Origin of the sequence: Streptomyces sp. IMTB 2501, assembly GCF_001953885.1 — a bacterium.
In the GTDB taxonomy this organism is placed as follows: domain Bacteria; phylum Actinomycetota; class Actinomycetes; order Streptomycetales; family Streptomycetaceae; genus Streptomyces.
The window spans coordinates 488305-508638 of record NZ_MQUS01000001.1 but is presented as its reverse complement, the minus strand read 5'-3'; the positions used below and the strand labels follow the sequence as shown (position 1 = coordinate 508638).

General features: G+C 72.5%; 19 protein-coding genes. 12 read left to right on the top strand and 7 right to left on the bottom strand.

Annotated elements, in window-relative coordinates:
* Position 1 precedes the first annotated feature (1 nt).
* Together AV521_RS02430 and AV521_RS02425 are read right to left on the bottom strand one after the other, a co-directional pair.
* The gene (locus tag AV521_RS02430) at positions 2–1027 is read right to left on the bottom strand and encodes an alcohol dehydrogenase (protein ID WP_076082625.1); all 1026 of its coding nucleotides are present in this window, start codon (positions 1025–1027) and stop codon (positions 2–4) included.
* A gap of 153 nt (positions 1028–1180) precedes the next feature.
* Positions 1181–1843: a TetR/AcrR family transcriptional regulator gene (locus tag AV521_RS02425; protein ID WP_076082623.1), complete on the bottom strand. Its 663-nt coding sequence runs from the start codon at positions 1841–1843 to the stop codon at positions 1181–1183.
* A 140-nt stretch (positions 1844–1983) separates the two neighbouring features.
* Here AV521_RS02425 and AV521_RS02420 point away from each other — a divergent pair, with 140 nt between their 5' ends.
* The gene (locus AV521_RS02420; RefSeq protein ID WP_076082621.1) at positions 1984–3237 is read left to right on the top strand and encodes a YncE family protein; all 1254 of its coding nucleotides are present in this window, start codon (positions 1984–1986) and stop codon (positions 3235–3237) included.
* A gap of 56 nt (positions 3238–3293) precedes the next feature.
* On the opposite strand, the gene AV521_RS02415 is transcribed toward AV521_RS02420, so the two are convergent.
* Entirely contained in the window at positions 3294–5159 is a 1866-nt protein-coding gene (locus AV521_RS02415; protein ID WP_076083471.1) for a cellulase family glycosylhydrolase, read from the bottom strand.
* Positions 5160–5233: 74 nt separating this feature from the next.
* Positions 5234–7282: a translation factor GTPase family protein gene (locus AV521_RS02410; protein ID WP_076082619.1), complete on the bottom strand. Its 2049-nt coding sequence runs from the start codon at positions 7280–7282 to the stop codon at positions 5234–5236.
* A gap of 270 nt (positions 7283–7552) precedes the next feature.
* Between AV521_RS02410 and AV521_RS02405 the strand changes: the two genes are divergently transcribed.
* The 7 genes from AV521_RS02405 (at position 7553) to AV521_RS02375 (ending at position 15761) form a co-directional block, all read left to right on the top strand.
* Positions 7553–8053: a (2Fe-2S)-binding protein gene (locus AV521_RS02405; protein ID WP_076082618.1), complete on the top strand. Its 501-nt coding sequence runs from the start codon at positions 7553–7555 to the stop codon at positions 8051–8053.
* Positions 8050–10413: a xanthine dehydrogenase family protein molybdopterin-binding subunit gene (locus tag AV521_RS02400; RefSeq protein ID WP_076082616.1), complete on the top strand. Its 2364-nt coding sequence runs from the start codon at positions 8050–8052 to the stop codon at positions 10411–10413. The genes AV521_RS02405 and AV521_RS02400 overlap by 4 nt, the downstream gene beginning before the upstream one ends.
* Complete coding sequence (locus AV521_RS02395) at positions 10410–11264, top strand: xanthine dehydrogenase family protein subunit M (RefSeq protein ID WP_076082614.1); 855 nt, start codon at positions 10410–10412, stop codon at positions 11262–11264. Before AV521_RS02400 ends, AV521_RS02395 begins: the two co-directional genes overlap by 4 nt.
* A 15-nt stretch (positions 11265–11279) precedes the next feature.
* The gene (locus AV521_RS02390) at positions 11280–12164 is read left to right on the top strand and encodes a MoxR family ATPase (protein WP_076082612.1); all 885 of its coding nucleotides are present in this window, start codon (positions 11280–11282) and stop codon (positions 12162–12164) included.
* Positions 12165–12838: 674 nt separating this feature from the next.
* The gene (locus tag AV521_RS02385) at positions 12839–14002 is read left to right on the top strand and encodes a VWA domain-containing protein (RefSeq protein ID WP_079249080.1); all 1164 of its coding nucleotides are present in this window, start codon (positions 12839–12841) and stop codon (positions 14000–14002) included.
* Positions 13995–15098, top strand: coding sequence for an XdhC family protein (locus tag AV521_RS02380; RefSeq protein WP_076082610.1), 1104 nt, complete (start codon positions 13995–13997; stop codon positions 15096–15098). Before AV521_RS02385 ends, AV521_RS02380 begins: the two co-directional genes overlap by 8 nt.
* A 21-nt stretch (positions 15099–15119) precedes the next feature.
* Entirely contained in the window at positions 15120–15761 is a 642-nt protein-coding gene (locus AV521_RS02375; RefSeq protein ID WP_076082608.1) for an SRPBCC family protein, read from the top strand.
* A gap of 76 nt (positions 15762–15837) precedes the next feature.
* Here the strand turns inward: AV521_RS02375 and AV521_RS02370 are convergent, their stop codons facing one another.
* From AV521_RS02370 to AV521_RS02360, 3 genes are read right to left on the bottom strand one after another with little or no spacing between them, the layout of a single operon-like run.
* Entirely contained in the window at positions 15838–16356 is a 519-nt protein-coding gene (locus AV521_RS02370; RefSeq protein WP_076082607.1) for a hypothetical protein, read from the bottom strand.
* Entirely contained in the window at positions 16305–16526 is a 222-nt protein-coding gene (locus AV521_RS02365; RefSeq protein WP_076082606.1) for a hypothetical protein, read from the bottom strand. The genes AV521_RS02370 and AV521_RS02365 overlap by 52 nt, the downstream gene beginning before the upstream one ends.
* A gap of 46 nt (positions 16527–16572) precedes the next feature.
* Positions 16573–17109: a metallophosphoesterase gene (locus AV521_RS02360; RefSeq protein ID WP_076083468.1), complete on the bottom strand. Its 537-nt coding sequence runs from the start codon at positions 17107–17109 to the stop codon at positions 16573–16575.
* A 115-nt stretch (positions 17110–17224) separates the two neighbouring features.
* On the opposite strand from AV521_RS02360, the gene AV521_RS02355 reads away from it, so the two are divergent.
* The 4 genes from AV521_RS02355 (at position 17225) to AV521_RS52520 (ending at position 20239) form a co-directional block, all read left to right on the top strand.
* Complete coding sequence (locus AV521_RS02355; RefSeq protein WP_076082605.1) at positions 17225–17662, top strand: MarR family winged helix-turn-helix transcriptional regulator; 438 nt, start codon at positions 17225–17227, stop codon at positions 17660–17662.
* On the top strand, positions 17659–19065 hold the full coding sequence (locus AV521_RS02350) for an MFS transporter (protein WP_076082604.1): 1407 nt from the start codon (positions 17659–17661) through the stop codon (positions 19063–19065). The genes AV521_RS02355 and AV521_RS02350 overlap by 4 nt, the downstream gene beginning before the upstream one ends.
* Positions 19066–19072: 7 nt before the next feature.
* Positions 19073–19663, top strand: a complete 591-nt coding sequence (locus AV521_RS02345) for an isochorismatase family protein (protein ID WP_076082603.1) — start codon at positions 19073–19075, stop codon at positions 19661–19663.
* Between the two features lie 72 nt (positions 19664–19735).
* Positions 19736–20239 (top strand): hypothetical protein, encoded by a 504-nt coding sequence (locus AV521_RS52520; protein ID WP_076082602.1) that lies wholly within the window; start codon positions 19736–19738, stop codon positions 20237–20239.
* The last annotated feature ends 95 nt before the right edge of the window (positions 20240–20334 follow it).

The following is a 20334-nucleotide window of genomic DNA, read 5'->3' as shown; positions in this document are numbered from 1 at the left end:
GTCAGCCGTTGGTGAGCACCATCCGGAAGCGGGCCTGGCCCGCGAGCATCTTCTGGTAGGCCTCGTCCGCACGGTCCAGCGGCACGGTCTCGGTCATCGGCCGGATGCCGTGCAGGGCGCTGAAGGCCATGGTGTCCTCCACGTCCTGGGAGGTGCCGGAGGGGTGGCCGCGGACGACGCGGGCGGCCATGAGCAGCTGGGCCGGATTGATGCCCATCGGTGCGGTGTCGGCTCCGATGACCACCAGCTCGCCCCGGGGCGCCAGCCCGTCGACGGTGGCCGTGATGGCCTCGGAGTTCCCGGCGGTGGCCAGGACGGCCTTGGCGCCGCCGAGGGACTGCAGTGCCTCGGCGACCGGGGTGCCGGAGGTGCTGTCGACGTAGTGGTGAGCGCCCAGTTGCTTGGCGAAATCGGCCTTCTCCGCGCCTCGGGCGATCCCCACGGTCTCGAAGCCCATCGCGACGGCGTACTGCACGCCGAGATGCCCCAGACCGCCGAGACCGAGCACGGCGACCAGGTCCCCCGGCCGGGCCGAACTGCGCCGCAGCCCGTTGAACGTGGTGACGCCCGCACAGGCCATCGGTCCCGCGTCGGCGGCCGACAGGCCGTCCGGGATCCGGGCCAGCGCGTCGGCGGGCGCGATCACCTTCTCGCCGAAGCCCCCGTCGTAGGCCCACCCCGGGACCTTCAGATTCGCGCACACGATGAAGTCGCCCTGCCGGCACGGCTTGCAGTGTCCGCAGCTGCCGCCGAACCAGCCGACCGCCACCCGGTCACCGACCTTCCAGCCCCGTGACCACACGTCATGGCCCAGCTCCTCGATGTGCCCGGCCATCTCGTGCCCGGGCACCTCGGGGAACGTCACGCCCGGCAGTGCTCCGCTCACGAAGAGGGCGTCGCTGTGGCAGATCCCGCACGCCTCCACGGCGATCCGCACCTCGCCGGGCCCGGGCTGCGGCACCTCCCGATCGACCAGCTCGAACGCGCCGTTCGGGGCGGTCACCTGCGCGACTCGATACGTACTCATGTGGCCCTCCTGCGTCTGCCGGTGTGTCTCCAGGACTCCGGAGCACGGGTACGACGCCCCCGCACCAGCAGACCAGCTCCGGGCCGATCCCGCGCGCCGAGCCGCACACCATCACGCTGACCTGCGCAGACGGGCTTCGCCGTGCGCGCCCTGTCACTCGGTGGCGGGCCGCCAGCCCGCCGGCCGGAGCATCCCCAGCAGCAGCCGCACCAGCTCGTCCACCACCTCGTCGAGCGTGGCGTCCACCCAGCCCGCGCTCCAGTCGTGCAGCAGGCCGTTGACGCTGCCGACGAAGGCCGTCGCCGCGAGCCGGTAGTCACGGGGCGCCGCCTCCCCGCGCGCCACGGCCGTGTCCGCCTCGGCCCGGATGAGGTCGATCCAGCGGGCCCGGCGGGCCAGGCGCTGCTCCTCCAGGCGGGGGCTGACGCCGACGATCTCCACGAAGGTGATGCGGATACGACGCGGATCGCAGGTCACGTCGCGGGCGTAGGCGCGGAAGAGCACGGCGGCGCGCTCGGCCAGCGGCAGACCGTCCGCCGTGGCCAGGGCGTCCAGCACCGCCTGCTCCGCCCAGCCGTTGACCTCCAGGTGCAGCGCGGCGAGGACGTCCTCCAGGGTGCGGAACTCCTCGTAGAACTGGCGGGTGGACAGGCCGGCGGCCTGGCTCAGCGCGGCGACGGTCGTGCCGCGGTAGCCGGGCATGCCGCCGAACAGGCCCAGGGCCGCGTCCAGGAAGCGCCGGCGCCGCTCGGCCTGCCGGTCCTCGGCCGTACGGCCGCCGTAGCGGCCCGTCGGCGCCTTGAGCCTGCCCGCCACACTTTCCCCCTCCGTCGCCCCACCGACTCCCATTCTTGTCGTGCACACATCTTGTCGAGTAGCCCATCCCGTCCTTACTTTTCAGTAAGTTCACTGTGAATGCGCCCGTGTTCAGATTCCCCCGAGGAAAGAGAGCAGTCATGCCTGCCTCCAGAACCAGGCACCTTTGCTCCGTGGCCGCCGCCCTCGCCCTGACCGTCGCCGGCCCGGCGACCGCCGCCTCCGCCGCGAGCGGCGCCTCCGGCGGGCTGCGCGAGGTGCTGTTCGTCGGCAACAACTGGGACGGCACCGCCGATGTCGTCAAATCCTCCGGCGACTTCGCGAAGGTCGGCCGGATCAACATCGTCCCCGACAAGGCGCAGCGGCTCGCGGAGATCAACGCCGACCCGGTCAAGTGGATCTACTACACGTCCATCCGCAACGAGGTCGGCCAGGGACACGACCAGTACGTGGACGACATGTACTCCACGCCCGACGGGAAGTCCGTGGTCGTCTCCCGGCCCAGCTTCGCCGATGTCGTCTCCATCGACCTGGCCACCGACAAGGTCAACTGGCGCTTCCCGGTGGCCGGTTACCGGGCCGACCACATGGCGGTCTCGCCCGACGGCAGCCGGGTCGCGGTCTCGGCCTCGACGGCGAACAAAGTGCAGGTGCTGGACATCGGCACCGGAAGAGAACTGGGTGAGTTCGACACCGGCGACAAGCCGCACGAGAACTTCTTCACCAACGGCGGCAAGTACATCTGGAACATGTCCATCGGCGAGGTGACCACCTCCCTCGACGACCCCGCCTGGGACTGGACCAAGGGCGACCGGCACATCACGATCGTCGACGCGGACACGTTCAAGCAGGTCAGGACCATCGACATGCGGCAGCGGCTGGACGCGATCGGGCTGAAGGACTTCTCCAGCGCGGTCCGGCCCGCCGCTTTCACGCCCGACTGGTCCAAGCTCTACTTCCAGGTGTCGTTCTTCAACGGCTTCCTGGAGTACGACGTGGCCACTGACAGGATCACCCGGGTGAAGACGCTGCCGGAGAACCCGGCGACCAACCCGGACCGCACCACCTGGCTGCTGGACTCGCGCCACCACGGCATCTCGATGAACCCCGAGGGCACCAAGCTGTGTGTCGCCGGGACGATGGACAACTACGCGACCGTCGTCGACCGGGCCTCATTCGACGTCGGCCCGCTCGTCACCGCGTCGACGCCGTACTGGGCGACCGTGAGCGGCGACGGCAAGGACTGCATCATCTCCGAGGCCGGCGCCGACCAGATCACGGCCATCGACTTCGCCACCGGCCAGAAGGTGCTGTCCGTGCCGGTCGGCGACCATCCGCAGCGCGTCCGGCTGGGGCATGTCCAGGCCGACTGGACCGGCCCGAGCGGCAGTTGAGCGCCGACGGCCTCCGGGGGGACCCCACTCTCCCCGGGGGTCGTACGGCTTCGGGCTCAGAAGTGCGCCGTCGCCCAAGCGGACAGCTCTGACCTGGCCGCGGTCAGCAGGTCCGCCGAGGGTGCAGTGGCCCCGTCGGTCACCAGCGCGTAGTGCAGGGCGCCGGAGTCGGTGTCGGTGAGCAGCAGCCGGCGGCTGCCGGTGCCGCCGGGCTCGGGAGCGACGGCGACGGGGGTGGCAGCGCCGGTGTAGGCGGGTGGCCCGTACACCGTGCCCAGGTCGGAGACGACGGTGGTCGACGCGGTGCGGAAGGACGCCGGCAGATGCAGTTCCGTCGGGGCGGTGCCCTCGCCGGAGCGCCACACCAGCAGCCCGTACCGGCCGGAGCCCACGAGCTGCGCCACGTCGGGCAGGGAACTCGGCACCGGGTTCCAGGTGAGGGTCGTGGAGCCGTCGCGGGAGCGGTCCTCGTAGGTGAAGGCGAGGGCCGTACCGGCGGTGGCGCTCGGGTAGAGGCGGTCGAGCAGCCGGGCGTCCTGGCGCAGGGTGATGTTCCCCGAGCCGTCCAGGTCCACGGCGGAGAGGTCCTCGTCGTTCCAGGCGTCGCCGGAGGTGAGCACCTTGCCGGGGTTGCCGTTCATCAGCTCGTGGTGCCGGCCGTTGTAGAGGTCCCACTGCCACTGGGTGCCGGAGAGCACCGGTCCCGATGCGGACGGGTTCGACCACCAACTGGCACCCGGCAGACGGGAGTCCAGGGCCTGGTACATGGCCTTGAGGACCGTCGGGGCCTTGTCGGAGACCGTGCCGGACAGCGGGTGGCCGAACTCGCTGACCACGGCGGCGGTGCCGGCCGAGGCGGCGCGGTCGCGGACGGCGGCGAAGTCGGCGGCGTACTGGCCGTCGGCGGCCTTGCCCCACATCAGGATGCCGGAGATGGCCTTCTGGTCGTAGAAGTGGGTGTTGAAGACATAGCGGGGGCCCAGGGTGCCCGCATCCAGCAGGCCGCCCTCCTGTTTCTGAGTGGAGATGTTGGCGTTCCAGAAGAGGTTGGGTTCCACGAAGGCGGGCTTGTCCTGCCAGCCGGCGGCGTCCATGCGGGCGCGGAACTTCTCGTAGAACGGCCAGAGCAGGTCCTTCTCCCAGGTGCGGGAGGTCTGCCCGGAGTCGTAACTGCCCGCGTAGGGCTCGTTGTACGGGTCGAAACCGGCGATCTCTGCGAACTCCTCCCCGTTCAGGTGCTGTTGGAGGTAGGTCATGGCCGCCTGGGCGGTACCGAGGAAGGCGTCCTGGAGACCGTGGGTGTTGTGCCAGAAGTCGTACTGGGCTTTTTGCACGGCCGCGTTCTGGGTGATGTTCTGACCCCAGAAGAGGCAGATACCACACGACTCGGCCGGGTAACTACCGGCATCGACTGCCCACTTGGGGGCGCCGTCGCCCGTGTACCAGCTGCCGCTGTTGAAGAGGTAGCGGGAGTAGAGGTCCTGGTGGAAGTCGGGGAAGACACGGATGCCCGCGTCCAGGAAGACGCGCATCTGCTCGGTGACGGCGGCCAGATAGCCGCTGTCCACCTGTCCGCGCACGGGTTCGGCGTGCGCCCAGGAGAGCAGGAAGCGGACCGTGTTCGCGCCGCCGAGGGCGCGCAGCGCGGTCGCCGACTTCTCGGCGTCGGCGACCGAGGCGAAGGGCAGCCCGCCGTTCTCCTCCAGCTTGCTCTCGCCGGAGACGTTGTAGCCGCGCAGGACGATCTCGCGCCCCTGGCCGTCGGTGAAGCGGCCGCCCTGCACGGTGAGCGGGGCGCCGTCGAACCAGAGGGAATCGGCAGGCGAGGCGGGGGTGGCGGCGGCGGGCGGGAGGCCCGCCACCGTCAGGAATCCGCTGAGGACGACCAGAACAACCAGCACACGCACCCGGAAATTCGGCATGCCCACCACAATCCGGCGGGCTCAGGGCAGCGTCAATACCACCTGACTCACAGGTAAGTTGACTCACAGTCAGCTCAGCTGGTCCGCTCTCCCACCCGGCGCATCACATTCAGCAGGTACTCCTTCCGGTTCAGCGGGTTGTGGTCGGTGCGCGGCCGCTCGGGGATCGTGCCGTGTGCGACCGGCGCGTAGTGGTCGAAGGCGGTCTCCAGCTCCCCCTCGCCCCGGGTGAGCCCGGGCAGCCGCTGCTCCAGCTCGTGCACCCGCGCGGCCGGCACCGCGCCGTGCAGCACACAGACCGCGCCGAGTGCGCCGGTGGTCTCCGGTACGGCGCCCAACCGGGCGAGCACCGGGAGCAGCGCGCCGAGGGTGTCCGCCGGAGCCTGGAGGCGGAAGCCGTGCAGGGGCTCGTGCACCAGGGTGCCGGCCCGGCGGAGCGCCTCGGTCAGGACCAGCGGGGTCAGGCCCCGGAAGTCGTAACCGGTGCTCGACATGCTCTTGTCGAAGCCCTGATGCGCGTGGCTCTGCCGGGGCGAGTAGCCGGAGTGGGTCAGGGTGACCGTGCAGTCGGGGACCTGCCAGCCGTGCAGTCCCTGACCGAGCGTCTCGCGGACGGTGCCCTCCACGGCCTTGAAGAAGGCGTACGGCATCGAGCCCAGCTCCACCTCCAGCCGGAACTCCACGCCCGAGCCGGGCGGTGCGGGTTCGACGCGCAGGCCGACGGTGGCCAGGAACGGGTTCGGCTCCTTCTTGTTGAACTCCACCGCATGACCGGTGCCGACCGGCCGCTCGATGCACAGCGTCGTCGTCTCGCGGAAGGCGACGTCCAGGCCGTACTCCCCGGCGAGGGTCGCCTGGACGACCTCCTTCTGCACCTCGCCGTAGAGGGACACCGAGGTCTCCCCGCGCAGTTCGTCGTGCCGGACGCCGATGAGCGGGTCCTGTTCGGCGAGCTGGGTGAGCGCGAGGTGCAGCGAGCGCCGGTCCGTGCCGGGACCGGGGACGACGACGGTCTCCAGAGTGGGCGGTGCGAAGTGATGCCCGTACGCCGGCGCGGGCCGGCCGAGCGCATCCCCGATCCGGATCCCCCCGAGCCCCCACACCTTGACGATCCGCCCGGCCGCGGCACTGTCCCGCCGCACATCGGTGCCGCCCTCGAAAACTCCGAGCCCGGTGACGCGCCCCTCCGGGCGACGCAGCGCGCCCCGTCCTTCCACCGGGCCGCCCCCTTCCCGGCCCTCCGCGCGGCCGTCGGCCTCGGCGCCCGCTCCGAACGGCACCCGGTCGCGCACCCGCAGCGTGCCGGAGAAGATCCGCGCGTAGGCCACCTTCTCCCCCGCCGGGCCGCGTTCGACCTTGAAGACCGTGGCCGACAGCGGGGCGGCCGGGTCCCCGCCGGCGGTGGGGAGCAGCCGTTCGATGCCGCTGATCAGGTCGGGCACGCCCGCTCCGGTGATGGCGGAGCCGAAATACACGGGGTGGACCAGCGCGCGCCGGGTCTGGGTGGCCAGGGCGGCATGCAGCCGGGCGTCCCCGACGCCGCCGTCGAGGTAGGCGGCGATCAGGTCGTCGTCATGGCCGGCGAGCACGTCCAGCGCGGCCGGGGCGAGGCCGGGCACGAAACCGGCGGCCCGCGTGCCGAGCGCGGTGGGGTGCCCCATGGGGACGAGCGGTACGGCCAGCCTGCGGGTCATCTGGTCCAGCACGGCGGAGCCGTTCGCGCCGCCCCGGTCGATCTTGTTGACGAAGACCAGGGTGGGGATGCGCAGCCGGCGCAGGGTGCGCATCAGCACGCGCGTCTGCGCCTGGACGCCCTCGACGGCCGAGACGACCAGCACGGCGCCGTCGAGCACGCCGAGCACCCGCTCGACCTCGGCGATGAAGTCGGGGTGACCCGGGGTGTCGATGAGGTTGACGGTGACACCGGCGAGCGGGAACGACACGACGGCGGACTTGATGGTGATGCCGCGCTGCCGCTCCAGCGCGAGCGTGTCGGTGGTGGTGCTGCCGGCGTCGACGCTGCCGATCTCGTCGATCACTCCGACGGTGTGCAGCAGTCTTTCGGTCAGGCTGGTCTTACCGGCGTCGACATGGGCGAGAATTCCGAGATTGAGCAGATGCACTGAGCGTGATGTCCTTCGGCACGGGGTGGATTCCTTCCTGGGCGGACATGCACGCAGCGCGCATCGCTGATCCTCTCTGTGTGACGACGGGTACCGCGCAGTGCAACAGAAGGCAGCGGCGAGCGGCAATGGATTAACGGTCAACAAAACCCCTCGCACAGCACTCGCCGCGACCAGAGCGCGGTCGTAGGGTGACCTACATCACGCCATATGGCTCGTTTCCTCACCCTTGGTGGCTGACTTCCCTCTCCCGCACAGTCTGGAGGGCATATGACCCGCATCTCGGTGAACGTGGACGGCACGACGTACCAGGACGACGTGGAACCCCGCCTCCTCCTGGCCCACTACCTCCGCGACCGCCTCGGCCTCACCGGCACCCCGATCGGCTGCGACACCTCCAACTGCGGGGCGTGCACGGTCGACCTGGACGGGGCGACCGTGAAGAGCTGCTCGGTGCTCGCCGTCCAGGCGGACGGGTGCGCGGTGACGACGATCCAGGGGCTCGCGCAGGACGGCGAGTGGACGGCGCTGCAGCGCGCGTTCCACGAGCAGCACGGTCTGCAGTGCGGCTACTGCACCCCCGGCATGATCATGGCGGCGCGGGATCTGCTCCGCGAGAACCCGCACCCCGGCCCGGACGAGGTCCGGCAGGCCCTGGAGGGCAACCTCTGCCGCTGCACCGGCTACCAGAACATCGTCCGCGCGGTGCTCGCCGCGTCCGGACAGCGGGACACCTCCGGCCACCAGGTCGGCGAGGAGGTCCCGGCATGACCGATCAGGCCGTCGCACCCGAGGTCGGGCGGCGCCGGCTGCGCAAGGAGGACGCCCGGCTGATCACCGGCCAGACCAACTGGACCGACAACATCCAGGTGGCCGGGCTGCTGCACCTGGCGGTCCTGCGCAGCCCGATGGCGCACGCCCGCATCACCCGCGTCGACGTCTCCCCCGCCCTCGAACGCCCCGGTGTCATCGCGGCGTTCAGCGGCGCCGACCTCGCCGAGGAGCTGGGTTCGCTGCCCTGCGCCTGGCCGGTGACCGAGGACATCGTGCTGCCCGACCATCCGCCGGTCGCCGTGGACGAGGTGCGCTACGCGGGCGACCCGGTGGCGGTCGTGGTGGCCCGCGACCGGTACGCGGCCGCCGACGCCCTGGAAGCGATCGAGGTCGACTACGACCCGCTGCCCCCGGTCCTCGATCTGGAGACCGCGCTGGCGCCGGACGCCCCGCTGGTCCACGCCGGCAAGGGCACCAACCGCTGCTACACCTGGCCGCTCGCCACCGGCGAGAGATTCGAGGCGGTACGGGGCCGCGCCGAGGTGATACTGAAGCGCCGCTACCACCAGCAGCGGCTGATCCCCAACGCGATGGAGCCCCGCGCGGTCGTCGTCACCCCGCTCGCCGCCTCCGGTGAGTACACGGTCTACTCGGCGACCCAGATCCCGCACATCCTGCGCGTCATGCTCGCGGTGGTCACCGGCATCCCCGAGCACAAGCTGCGCGTGATCGCCCCGGACGTGGGCGGTGGCTTCGGCTCCAAGCTGCAGGTGTACGGCGAGGAGGCCCTCGCCCTCACGGTCGCCCGCAGGCTCGGCCGGCCGGTGAAGTGGACCGAGTCCCGCTCCGAGGGCGCACTCGCCACCCACCACGGCCGCGGCATGATCCAGGACGTCGAGATCGCCGCCACCCGCGAGGGCAGGCTGCTCGGCCTCAAGGTCGACCTCCTCGCCGACATGGGCGCCTATCTGATGCTCGTCACGCCGGGCATCCCGATCCTGGGCGCCTTCATGTACCCGGCGATCTACAAGATGGACGCCTACGAATTCCATTGCACCGGCGTCTTCACCACCCGCACGCCCACCGACGCCTACCGCGGCGCCGGACGCCCCGAGGCGACCTTCGCCATCGAACGGATCATGGACGAGCTGGCGGCCGAACTCGGCCTGGACCCGGTCGAGTTGCGGCGCCGCAACTGGATCCGGCACGAGGAGTTCCCGTACACCACGATCGCCGGACTGACCTACGACAGCGGCAACTACGAGGCGGCGACCGACAAGGCTCTCGCCCTGTTCGGCTACGACGGCCTGCGCGCCGAGCAGCGGGAGCGCAACCGGCGCGGCGACCCCGTACGGCTCGGCATCGGCGTGTCGACGTACACCGAGATGTGCGGGCTCGCACCGAGCAGGGTGCTGCGCGACCTGCGGTACGCGGCCGGAGGCTGGGAGGCGGCGAGCATCCGCATGCTGCCCACCGGCAAGGTCGAGGTCGTCACCGGCACCAGTCCGCACGGACAGGGGCACGAGACCTGCTGGAGCCAGATCGCGGCGGACGTGCTCGGCGTGCCCTTCGAGGACGTCGAGGTGGTGCACGGCGACACCAAGGCTTCCCCACAGGGCATGGACACCTACGGCTCGCGGTCGCTGGCCGTCGGCGGCGAGGCCGTGTACCGGGCCGCGCGGACGGTCGTCGACAAGGCCCGGAAGGTCGCCGCGCATCTGCTGGAGGCGAGCGAGCAGGACCTGGAGTTCAGCGGCGGCGTGTTCTCCGTGAAGGGCTCCCCGGAGGCCCGCAGGACCATCCAGGAGATCGCCTTCGAGACGTTCACCAACCACGACCTGCCCGACGGCGTCGAGCCCACGATCAACGCCGAGCACGTCGTGGACCCGGAGAACTTCTCCTATCCGCACGGCACCCACCTGTGCGCGGTCGAGGTCGACACCGAGACCGGGCGCACCCGCATCAGGTCGTACGTCTGTGTCGACGACGTCGGCCGGACCGTCAACCCGATGATCGTCGAGGGGCAGGTGCACGGCGGACTCGCGCAGGGCATCGCCCAGGCGCTGTACGAGGAGGCCGTGTACGACGACGACGGCAACCTCGTCACCGCCACCCTGGCCGACTACCTCGTGCCGTCGGCGGCCGACCTGCCGGACTTCGTGACCGACCGGACCGAGACCCCGGCGTCCTCGAACGCGCTCGGTGTCAAGGGCGTCGGCGAGGCCGGGACGATCGCGTCGACACCCGCCGTGGTCAACGCCGTCGTGGACGCCCTCAGGCCGCTCGGCGTGCACGACGTGCGGATGCCCTGCACACCCGAACGCGTGTGGCGAGCGGTGAAGGAGGCGTCGGCATGATTCCCCCGGCCTTCGAGTACGCCCGTCCGGAGAGCGTGGACGACGCGGTGCGCGTGCTCGCCGACGCCGGCGAGGAGGCGAAGGTGCTGGCCGGCGGGCAGAGCCTGCTGCCGCTGCTCAGGCTGCGACTGGCCTTCCCGGAGCTGGTGGTCGACGTGGGCCGGATCCCGGAGCTGCGCGGGGTCCGCGAGGACGGCGACACGCTCGTCATCGGCGCGCTGACCACGCACCACGACGTGATCCGCGACCCGCTGGTGCGCCGCCACGCCGGTCTGCTGGCCGAAGCCACGGCGACGGTCGCCGATCCCGCCGTACGGCACCGGGGCACCCTCGGCGGATCGCTGGCGCACGCCGATCCCGCCGGAGACTTGCCCGCGGTGGCGCTGGCCCTGGACGCCGAACTCGTCGCCGCCGGACCGAACGGCCGGCGCACGATCCCGGCCCGGGACTTCTTCGTCGACTACCTCCAGTCGGCGCTCGCGCCCGACGAACTCCTCGTGGAGGTACGGGTACCGAAGACGGACGGCTGGGGCTTCCACTACGAGAAGTTCCACCGGGTCGCCCAGGCTTGGGCGATCGTCGGTGTCGCGGCGCTGGTCCGGCGCGACGACGGGCACATCGCCGAGGCACGCATCGGGCTGACCAACATGGGCGCGACCCCGCTGCGGGCCTCGGCGGCCGAGGCGGCGCTGGCCGGGGTCGGTGCCTCGGACGCCGTGGCCCGGGCCGCCGGGACGGCGGCCGAGGGCACCCGGCCGACGAGGGACGTGTCCGCCTCGCCGGAGTACCGGGAACACCTCGCGCGTGTCCTGACCCGGCGGGCGGTGCTGGCCGCGACCGGAATGGGGTGAGCGCCGATCATCACGATGGACGACCCGGAGCAGGTGCGGGCCCGCCTGGAGGAGACGGGGTACCTCGTCGACGAGGGGCTGGCCGTCACCTGCTTCCTGGCCCTGAGGCTGCACCGGCCGCTGTTCTGCGAGGGCGACGCGGGCGTGGGCAAGACCGCGCTCGCTTCCGCCCTCGCCGACGCACTCGGCGCGCCGCTGATCCGGCTGCAGTGCCACGAGGGCATCGACGCCTCACAGGCCCTGTACGACTGGGACTTCCCTCGCCAGCTGCTGCACCTGCGCGCCGCCGAGGCAGCCGGGGTGACGGACGCGGACCGTTTGGAGAGCGAGCTGTACGACCGCCGTTTCCTCATCGCCCGCCCGCTGCTGCAGGCCCTGCAGACGCAGCCGGCGGTGCTGCTGGTCGACGAGATCGACCGGGCCGACGACGAGTTCGAGGCGTTCCTGCTGGAGCTGCTGTCCGAGTACTCCGTCACGATCCCGGAGCTGGGCACGCTGCACACCGAAGACCCGCCGGTCGTCGTCCTGACCTCGAACCGGACCCGGGAGGTGCATGACGCGCTGAAGCGGCGCTGCCTCTACCACTGGTTCGACCATCCCTCCTTCGCCCGTGAACTGGCCATCGTGCGACGCCGGTTGCCCGGGGTGTCGGCACGGCTGGCGGAACAGGTGACGGCACTGGTGCAGGCGCTGCGCGGCGCCGACCTGCTCAAACCGCCCGGTGTCGCCGAGACCCTGGACTGGGCCGAGGCCCTGGACGCGCTGGGGGCGAGCGAGGTGGACGCGGAGCTGGCGGTGGCGACACTGGGCTCGGCGCTGAAGTACCGGGAGGACACGGACCGGGCCCGGGGGCTCGATCTCACCGCGGTCCTCGCCGCCCGGGGCGGGCGAGGGCGGTGAGCAGGACCGGGAGCGGGACAAACCCTCCGCCGGAACAGGATGCCGCACGACTCGGGGCGGATGCCGCACGGTACGGGGCAGATGCCGCACAGCACAAGGCAGATGCCGCACGGCACAGGGCGGATGCCGCACGGCACGGGGCGGATGCCGAAGGGCTGGGGGCGGATGCCCGACGGCTCGGCACGGATCCCGAAGGGCTCGGGAGCGACGCCGAACAGCCCGGCACGGATCCCGAAGGGCTCGGGAGCGACGCCGAACGACTCGGGAGCGACGCCGAACAGCCCGGGACGGATCGCGAGCGGCCGGGGAGGGACGCCGAACAGCCCGGCACGGATCCCGAAGGGCTCGGGAGCGACGCCGAACAGCCCGGGACGGATCGCGAGCGGCCGGGGAGGGACGCCGAACAGCCCGGGACCGACCCCGAACAACCGAGGTGGGACGACCGACAACCCGGGACCGACCCCGAACAGCCGGGGACGGACACCGAACGGCTCGGGGCCGACCCCGAACAACCCAGGTGGGACGACCGACAACCCGGGACCGACCCCGAACAACCCAGGACGGACGCCCAACAACCCGGGACCGACCCCGAACAACCCAGGACGGACGCCCAACAACCCGGCACCGACCCCGAACAGCCGGGGACGGACGCCGAACGGCTCGGGGCCGACGCCGTGCTGATCGGTTTTGTGCGGGCGCTGCGGGCGGCCGGGGTCGACGCGAGCACCGAGCGGCTGTATGCGTTCCTGCGTGCCGTGGCCGCCCTGCGTCCGGGGGTGCGAGCGGACGTGTACTGGGCGGGGCGGGCGACGTTGTGCGGCGGGCACGACGATCTGGAGCGGTACGAGCGGGTGTTCGCCGCGTACTTCGGGTCCTGCCCCGAGGAGACCGCCCGCCCGGTGCGTGCCGCTCCCGCGGCCCGGCTCCGGCTCGTCGCGCGGGAGGCTCCCGTGGGGTCGAGCACGCCCAGCGAGGGCGAGCCGCCCGGACCGCCCGTCGCCGCGCTCGCCAGCTCGGCCGAGGTGCTTCGGCACCGCGACTTCGCCGGGCTCGACACCGCCGAGCGGGCCCAACTGCACTCTCTGCTCGCCGCTTTCGCCCTGCGGGGGCAGGCGCGGCGTTCGGCGCGGCGCAGGCCCGCCCGGCGCGGCGAGGTCGATCCGCGGCGCACCGTACGGGAGTTGCTGCGGCGGGGCGGGGAACCGGCACGGCTGCGCCGGCATGCCCGGGTCGAGCGGCCCCGCCGGGTGGTGCTGCTCGTCGATGTGAGCGGTTCGATGGCGCCGTACGCCGACGCGCTGCTGCGGTTCGCGCATGCGGCGGTACGCGCGGGCCGCACGGAAGTGTTCACCATCGGCACCCGGCTGACCCGGGTCACCCGTGAACTCTCGCACCGCGACCCGGACTTGGCGATGACGGCCGTCGGGGCGGCCGTGCCGGACTGGCGCGGCGGCACCCGGCTCGGTGAGCTGGTGCGCGAGTTCCTGAACCGCTGGGGGCAGCGTGGGATGGCCCGCGGGGCGATCGTCGTGCTGCTCTCGGACGGCTGGGAGCGGGGCGATCCGGAGCTGCTCGGGCAGCAGATGCGCCGGCTGCACGCCCTGGCCCACCAGGTGGTCTGGGCGAACCCCCGCAAGGCGCGCCCCGGTTACGCGCCGCTGGCCGCCGGGATGGCGGCGGCACTGCCCAGCGTGGACGCCTTCGTCGAGGGGCACAGCCTGGCCGCGCTGGAGCGGCTGGCGGCAGTGGTGCGCGGTGCGGACGCCAGTGCCGACCGCAGGACCGGTGTCGACCGCCTGACCGGTGCGGCCCGGGTGAGAGGAGCGGATCGTGCGTGAGATTCTGCCGGCGCTGGCCCGCTGGCACGCGGCCGGGGTCCCGTTCGGTATGGCCACGGTCGTCGCGGTCAGCCGCAGCGCGCCGCGCGGCCCGGGTGCCGCGATGGCGGTGGGCCCGGACGACGAGGTCGTGGGCAGCGTGTCAGGGGGCTGTGTGGAAGGCGCGGTGTTCGAACTCGCCCAGGAGGTCGTGGCGAGCGGCGAGCCACGCCTGGAAACCTTCGGCTACAGCGACGAGGACGCGTTCGCGGTCGGCCTCACCTGCGGTGGCGAGATCACCCTGCTGGTACGGCCGGTGACCGCCGCGTCGGACCCGGCGTTCGGCGCGGTCGCCGCGTCGGTCACCGCGGGCGAGCCGGTGACCGTGGCCACGGTGGTGGACGGGCCCGCGCCGCGCGGTGCCACGCGCGCGGTGTGGCCGGACCGGGCGGCGGGCACACTCGGCGCGGAGGGCCTCGACGTCGCCGTCACCGCGGACGCGCGCGGCGAACTCGCCCTCGGCGCCTCGGCCCTCAGACACTACGGTCCGCACGGCGAGCGTCGCGAGGACACCGTCACGGTGTTCCTCCAGTCGTTCGCACCGCCGCCGCGCATGCTGGTCTTCGGCGCGATCGACTACGCGGCCGCGGTGGCCCGGATCGGTGACTTCCTCGGCTACCGGGTGACCGTGTGCGACGCCCGCCCGGTCTTCGCCACGCCCAAACGCTTCCCGGCGGGCGCCGAGGTCGTGGTCGACTGGCCGCACCGCTATCTCGCCGGTACGGAGACCGACGACCGCACGGTGATCTGCGTCCTCACCCACGACCCGAAGTTCGACGTGCCGCTGCTGGAGGAGGCCCTGCGGCGTCCGGCCGCCTACATCGGGGCGATGGGCAGCCGGCTCACCCACGAGGAGCGCCGCGCACGGCTCCTCGACGCCGGTCTGACCGAGGCCGAACTGTCCCGGCTGAGCTCGCCGCTCGGGCTCGACCTCGGGGCCCGTACGCCCGAGGAGGTGGCCGTCTCCGTCGCCGCCGAGATCGTCGCCCTGCGCTGGGGCGGCAGCGGCGCACCGCTGACCACCACCGCCGGAGCCATCCACCCGACCGCGGTCTGACGCGTCCGAAGGGAGCATGTCATGGAGCTGCACCACGAGTTCACCGTGCCCGTCCCGGTCGACGACGCCTGGCACGCACTCCTCGACATCGAAGGGATCGCGCCCTGTCTGCCGGGTGCGGTGGTGGAGGACTACGACGGTACGACCGTGACCGGCTCGGTGAAGGTCAAGGTCGGCCCGGTCACCGTCGCCTACCGGGGCACGGCGGTCTTCGACGAACAGGACACGGCGGCACACCGGATGGTCCTCGTGGCGAACGGCCGCGAGACCCGGGGCCAGGGCACGGCCAGGGCGACGGTCACCGGCACGCTCAGCGAACGCGACGGCATTACGGCGGTGTCGGTACGGACCGACCTGACGGTGACCGGCCGCCCGGCCCAGTTCGGGCGGGGCGTGCTGGCGGAGGTGGGTGACCGCCTGGTGGGCCAGTTCGCGAACTGCCTGGCGGAACGGCTGGCCACGCGCCCCGGGCCGACCGAAGAGGAACCGGCCGCCTACGACGACGAGGAACCGCAGCCGCTCGACTTGCTCCGCACGGCCGGCCTGCCGGTGGCAAAGCGTGCGGCGGCGCTGGCACTGGTGATCGCCGTACTGGCGGGGCTGGCGGCACGGCTGCGCCGGAGGGGGCGAACCATGTCGCATCGGCGACGGGCAACTCCCTAGGGGCGCGGGGAACTGCGCGATCAACCACCAACCACTCGCACCCGCCGACGCACCGCCCCCGGCAGACGGGTGGGCGTCACCGCCGCCCACCCGGCAGAGCCCTCGGCAGCGAGACGAGGGCGAACACCGCCGCGACCCCGTACAGAGACGCCGGAGCGAGGGCCACCGCATGGAATGCGCGCAGGAATCGACCCGCACCGCCGGCTGCCCAGCCACCGCCCCCGCGACCTCGATTCCCATCGCACCCCGGCCTGCCGCGCCGTGCTGTTGACAGCCGAGGCCAGCCGGCACGCTCACCCGGCACGGCGGCGATCGCGGCCGCCACCACGGCCGGGGTGAGCAACCCGCCCCCGATTCCCCACGACAAGAACGCGGGGACCAGCAGCGCGAGGCCGGAGTGAGCGGTGGCCCGGGCGAGCTTGGTGGGCCCGGCCGCGGCCACCACCAGCCCCGCGGCAGCCGGGATCCGGGCCCCGATACGACTGGTGACCCGGCCGCCGAGCAGCGCGAACACCGCGAGCGGGGTGAACAGCGGGAGCATGGTCAGGCCTGCCTGGAACGCCGACCGGTGCCGCAGCGACTGGAGGAACGCCATCGGCGCAGCAGAGCCGGCGGGACCATCGCGGTGTCTCCGCGCCGGACCTCGGCCACGGCGAGCCCCGCCAGGGCGGCGATGCCGAAACAGGCGGCCACCAGGACCTCGGGGGCACCGGGACCGGAGCGGCCGCCCTCGGTGAAGGCACAGGTCACCGCGAGGAGAGCCACCGCGCCGAGAAGCAGCCCCGGTATGTCCAGCGGAGCAGCGTGATCATCACCGAATGATCGCGCGGCCCCCGCCGCTGTGGCTCTCTCGTTGTGGCAGGCGGTGCAGGGTGACCTCGGTCAGTGCCCCGTCGGCGACGGTGGCCGTCAGGTAGGTGCAGTGGGGCTGGCGGCGGCGGTCGGTCGGGGAGCCGGGGTTGAGCAGGCGCAGGCCGGTCGGGGCGGTGGTGTCCCACGGGATGTGGCTGTGGCCGAAGACCAGTACGTCGAGATCGGGGAAGCGGGCGGCGCAGCGGGCCTCGCGGCCCTGGGCGGGGCCGGTCTCGTGCACCACGCCGAAGCGCAGGCCGCCGAGCTCGGCGTACGCCACCTCGGGGAGCCTGGCCCGCAGCTCCGGGCCGTCGTTGTTGCCGTAGACCCCGATGAGTCGCCGGCTGCGGCTCTCCAGCAGGTCCAGGGTCGCGGTGTCGACCCAGTCGCCGGCGTGGAACACCACGTCCGCGTGCGGGAGTTCGGCCAGCAGCTGCTCCGGGAGCCGCTTGGCGCGCTTCGGCAGGTGGGTGTCGGAGACCATCAGCAGACGCACAGGGCCAACGTAGCCGAGAAGGGCGACCATCGATCGCCACGCACCCAACAATTAATCAGGTAAAACTGAACAGCCTGAGCTGGACAGGTTCTGCTGTCCGTCCTACGCTGGCCGCATGACTGACATCTCCGACTCCGCCGCCCGTGCCGCGCGCGATCTGCGCGTGGTGTTCAGCCGGCTGCGGCGTCGTATCCGCGAGGTCGCTCAGGACGCCGACCTCAGCCCGTCGCAGGAGTCGGCGCTCACCCTGGTCGGCAAGCACGGCGCCGCCACGGCCAGCGCACTCGCCGCCGCCGAGGGCGTGCGCCCGCAGTCGATGGCCACCACGCTGGCCGCCCTGGACCAGCACGGTCTGATCCGGCGCGCGCCCGACCCGGACGACGGCCGCCGCCAGCTGGTCACGCTGACCGACGCCGGGCGGGCCCGGACGGAGGGCAACCGGCAGGTGCGTGAGGAGTGGCTGGCCCGCGCCTTCCAGGACCGCTACACCGAGGAGGAGCGGCAGACCGTGCTCAGGGCGCTGGAGCTGATGGAACGGCTCTCGCAGCCGTGATACCGAGGCTCGCCGCACGCGCCGGGAAAGCCTCCCGCCCCTCCCCCGCCGGATTCGACCGCCGGCTGATCCCGCCGATGCTCGTCGGCTCGGTCCTCAATCCGGTCAACTCCTCGATGATCGCCGTGGCCCTGGTGCCGATCGGCGTCGCCTTCGGAGCCCCGCCCGCCGAGACGGCCTGGCTGGTCTCGGCGCTCTATCTGGCCACGGCCGTCGGGCAGCCCGTCATCGGCCGCCTGGTGGACATGTACGGCCCCCGCCGGCTCTACCTCGCCGGTACGGCGCTGGTCGGCGTCGCCGGTCTGCTCGGCGTGCTCGCCCCTTCGCTGGGCGCGCTGATCGCGGCCCGCGTCCTGCTGGGCTTCGGGACGTCGGCGGCGTACCCGGCGGCCATGCGGCTGACCCGCAGCGAGGCCGAACGCACCGGGCAGGACAGCCCTGCCGGGGTGCTGGCCGCGCTGGCCGTCGCCAACCAGACGGTGGCCGTCGTCGGGCCCGCGCTCGGCGGACTGCTGATCGGCCTGGGCGGCTGGCGCGCCGTCTTCACCGTCAACGTGCCGCTCTCGGCGGCCTGTCTGGTGCTCGGCGCGCTGCGACTGCCCCGGTCCGCGACCCGGCGGCGCCGTGTCGATCTGCCCGGCATGGCCCTGTTCGCGCTGACGCTGGTCGCGCTGATGCTGTTCCTGATGCATCCGCGCGCCGACCGCTGGTATCTGCCGGCGCTGTCGGCGGCCGCTGCCGCCGCTTTCGCGGTACGCGAGCTGAGGACGGAGGACCCCTTCGTCGATCTGCGCGTCCTCGGCGGCAACGGCCCGCTCCTCGCCACCTACCTGCGTCAACTCCTCGCCTACACCACCTCCTACGCCTTCATGTACGGCTACACCCAGTGGCTGGAGCAGGGACGCGGCCTCAGCGCCTCCACCGCCGGCCTCGTCCTGTTGCCGCTGTCCGTGACCGCGCTGCTCGTGTCCACGCTCACCGGACGCCGGGAGGCGGTGCGCGCCAAGCTGCTCATCGGGTCCGTGCTGCAGATCGCGGGCTGTGCGCTGCTGCTCCTGGTGCGGTCCGGCAGTCCGCTGTGGCTGGTGCTCGCGATCGGCGCGCTGCTCGGCGTCCCGCAGGGCCTCATCGGCCTGGCCACGCAGAACGCCCTGTACCGGCAGGCCGATCCGGAGCGGATCGCCTCCGCGGCCGGGCTGCTGCGGACCTTCACGTACCTCGGCGCGCTCGGCTCGTCCGCAGCCACCGCGGCGTTCTACCCGCACCGCGCCGACACGGCCGGGCTGCACGGCCTGGCCCTGTTCATGCTCGCCGGCTCCGCCCTGTTGCTGGCGACGACCCTGCCGGACCGTTCCCTCGGCTGGCTCACCCCTCAACGCCCCACCACCACCGGAAAGGCCTGACCGGCTCATGTCGCTCACCACGCTCGACCCCCGTACCGCCCTCGTCGCGATCGACCTGCAGAACGGCATCACGGCGATGCCGACCCAGCCGTACACCGGCCCCGAGGTCGTGGCGCGTACGGCCGAACTCGCCGACGCCTTCCGCGCCCGGAACCTGCCCGTGGTCCTGGTCCGCGTCTCCTTCGCCGCCGACGGCGGGGACGTCCTGCCCGGCCGCACCGAGCGCCAGGCCCCCCGGGGCCTCGCCTTCCCCGAGGGCTGGGACGTCATCGTCGACGAGCTCTCCGGCCACCCCGGCGACATCCGCGTCACCAAGCACAACTGGAGCGCCTTCCATGGCACCGACCTGGACGTCCAGCTGCGCCGCCGCGGCATCGCCCAGATCGTGCTGACCGGCGTCGCGACCAGCATCGGTGTGGAGTCCACCGCCCGCGACGCCTATGCCCACGGCTACCACGTCTCCTTCGCCACCGACGCGATGGCCGACGCCGACGCCGTGGCGCACGCGAACAGCATCGAGCGGATCTTCCCGCGGCTCGGCGAGAGCGGCACGACGGCCGAGGTCCTGGAGCTGCTGGCCAAGACCCACACCGCCTGACGCACGCATGCTGGCCCACGGCGCCTGACCCGACCGGCCCGGCCCGGCCCCTTGCCACGGGGTCCCATACCCGTGCGCAAGGGCGCGCTTGTCGACAGCCTCACCCGCACAGGATGCTCCGGCGTCCGCTCCTGCGCGGGCTTCCAACGCTCGGACACCGTCGGCTACTTCAAGAACCTGTGCGAGTCTCCCGACACGGCCGAGCGGATGAGCGGACGCCTGCTGCCGGCGCCGTTCGAAGACCACCGGCGCGCGCCGCTGCGGGAGATGCACGCGGTCGTCGTCGAGCGCTTCGGCCCCAGGGTCGCCCACGGCGAGTGGGACGGCGGGGTGCGGCCCCACACCGTCCCGGCCGGAGTCGCCCGACAGGACGGCACCCAGCGCATCGGGCTCACCGTCGAGCACACCCCCGCGGGCGGCCCGTTGACCATCCCGGCGGATATCCCCGGGCCCCCGGCGGACGGTGCGCCCCGCGACCGCGTCGAGTCCGGCGGCCCCGAAGGCGCGCGGGTCCGGCACGTGTGTGAGCAGGACCTGGGCGGCGGGCCGGTGGTCGCGGAACTCCTCCACCAGTGAGCGGATCCCGCCGACGACGAGGTCGTCCCCGAGGTTCCTGGCGGATGCGATGGACTGAATCTGGCCCTGTTCGTACGACTGGGGCGTCGGGGCGG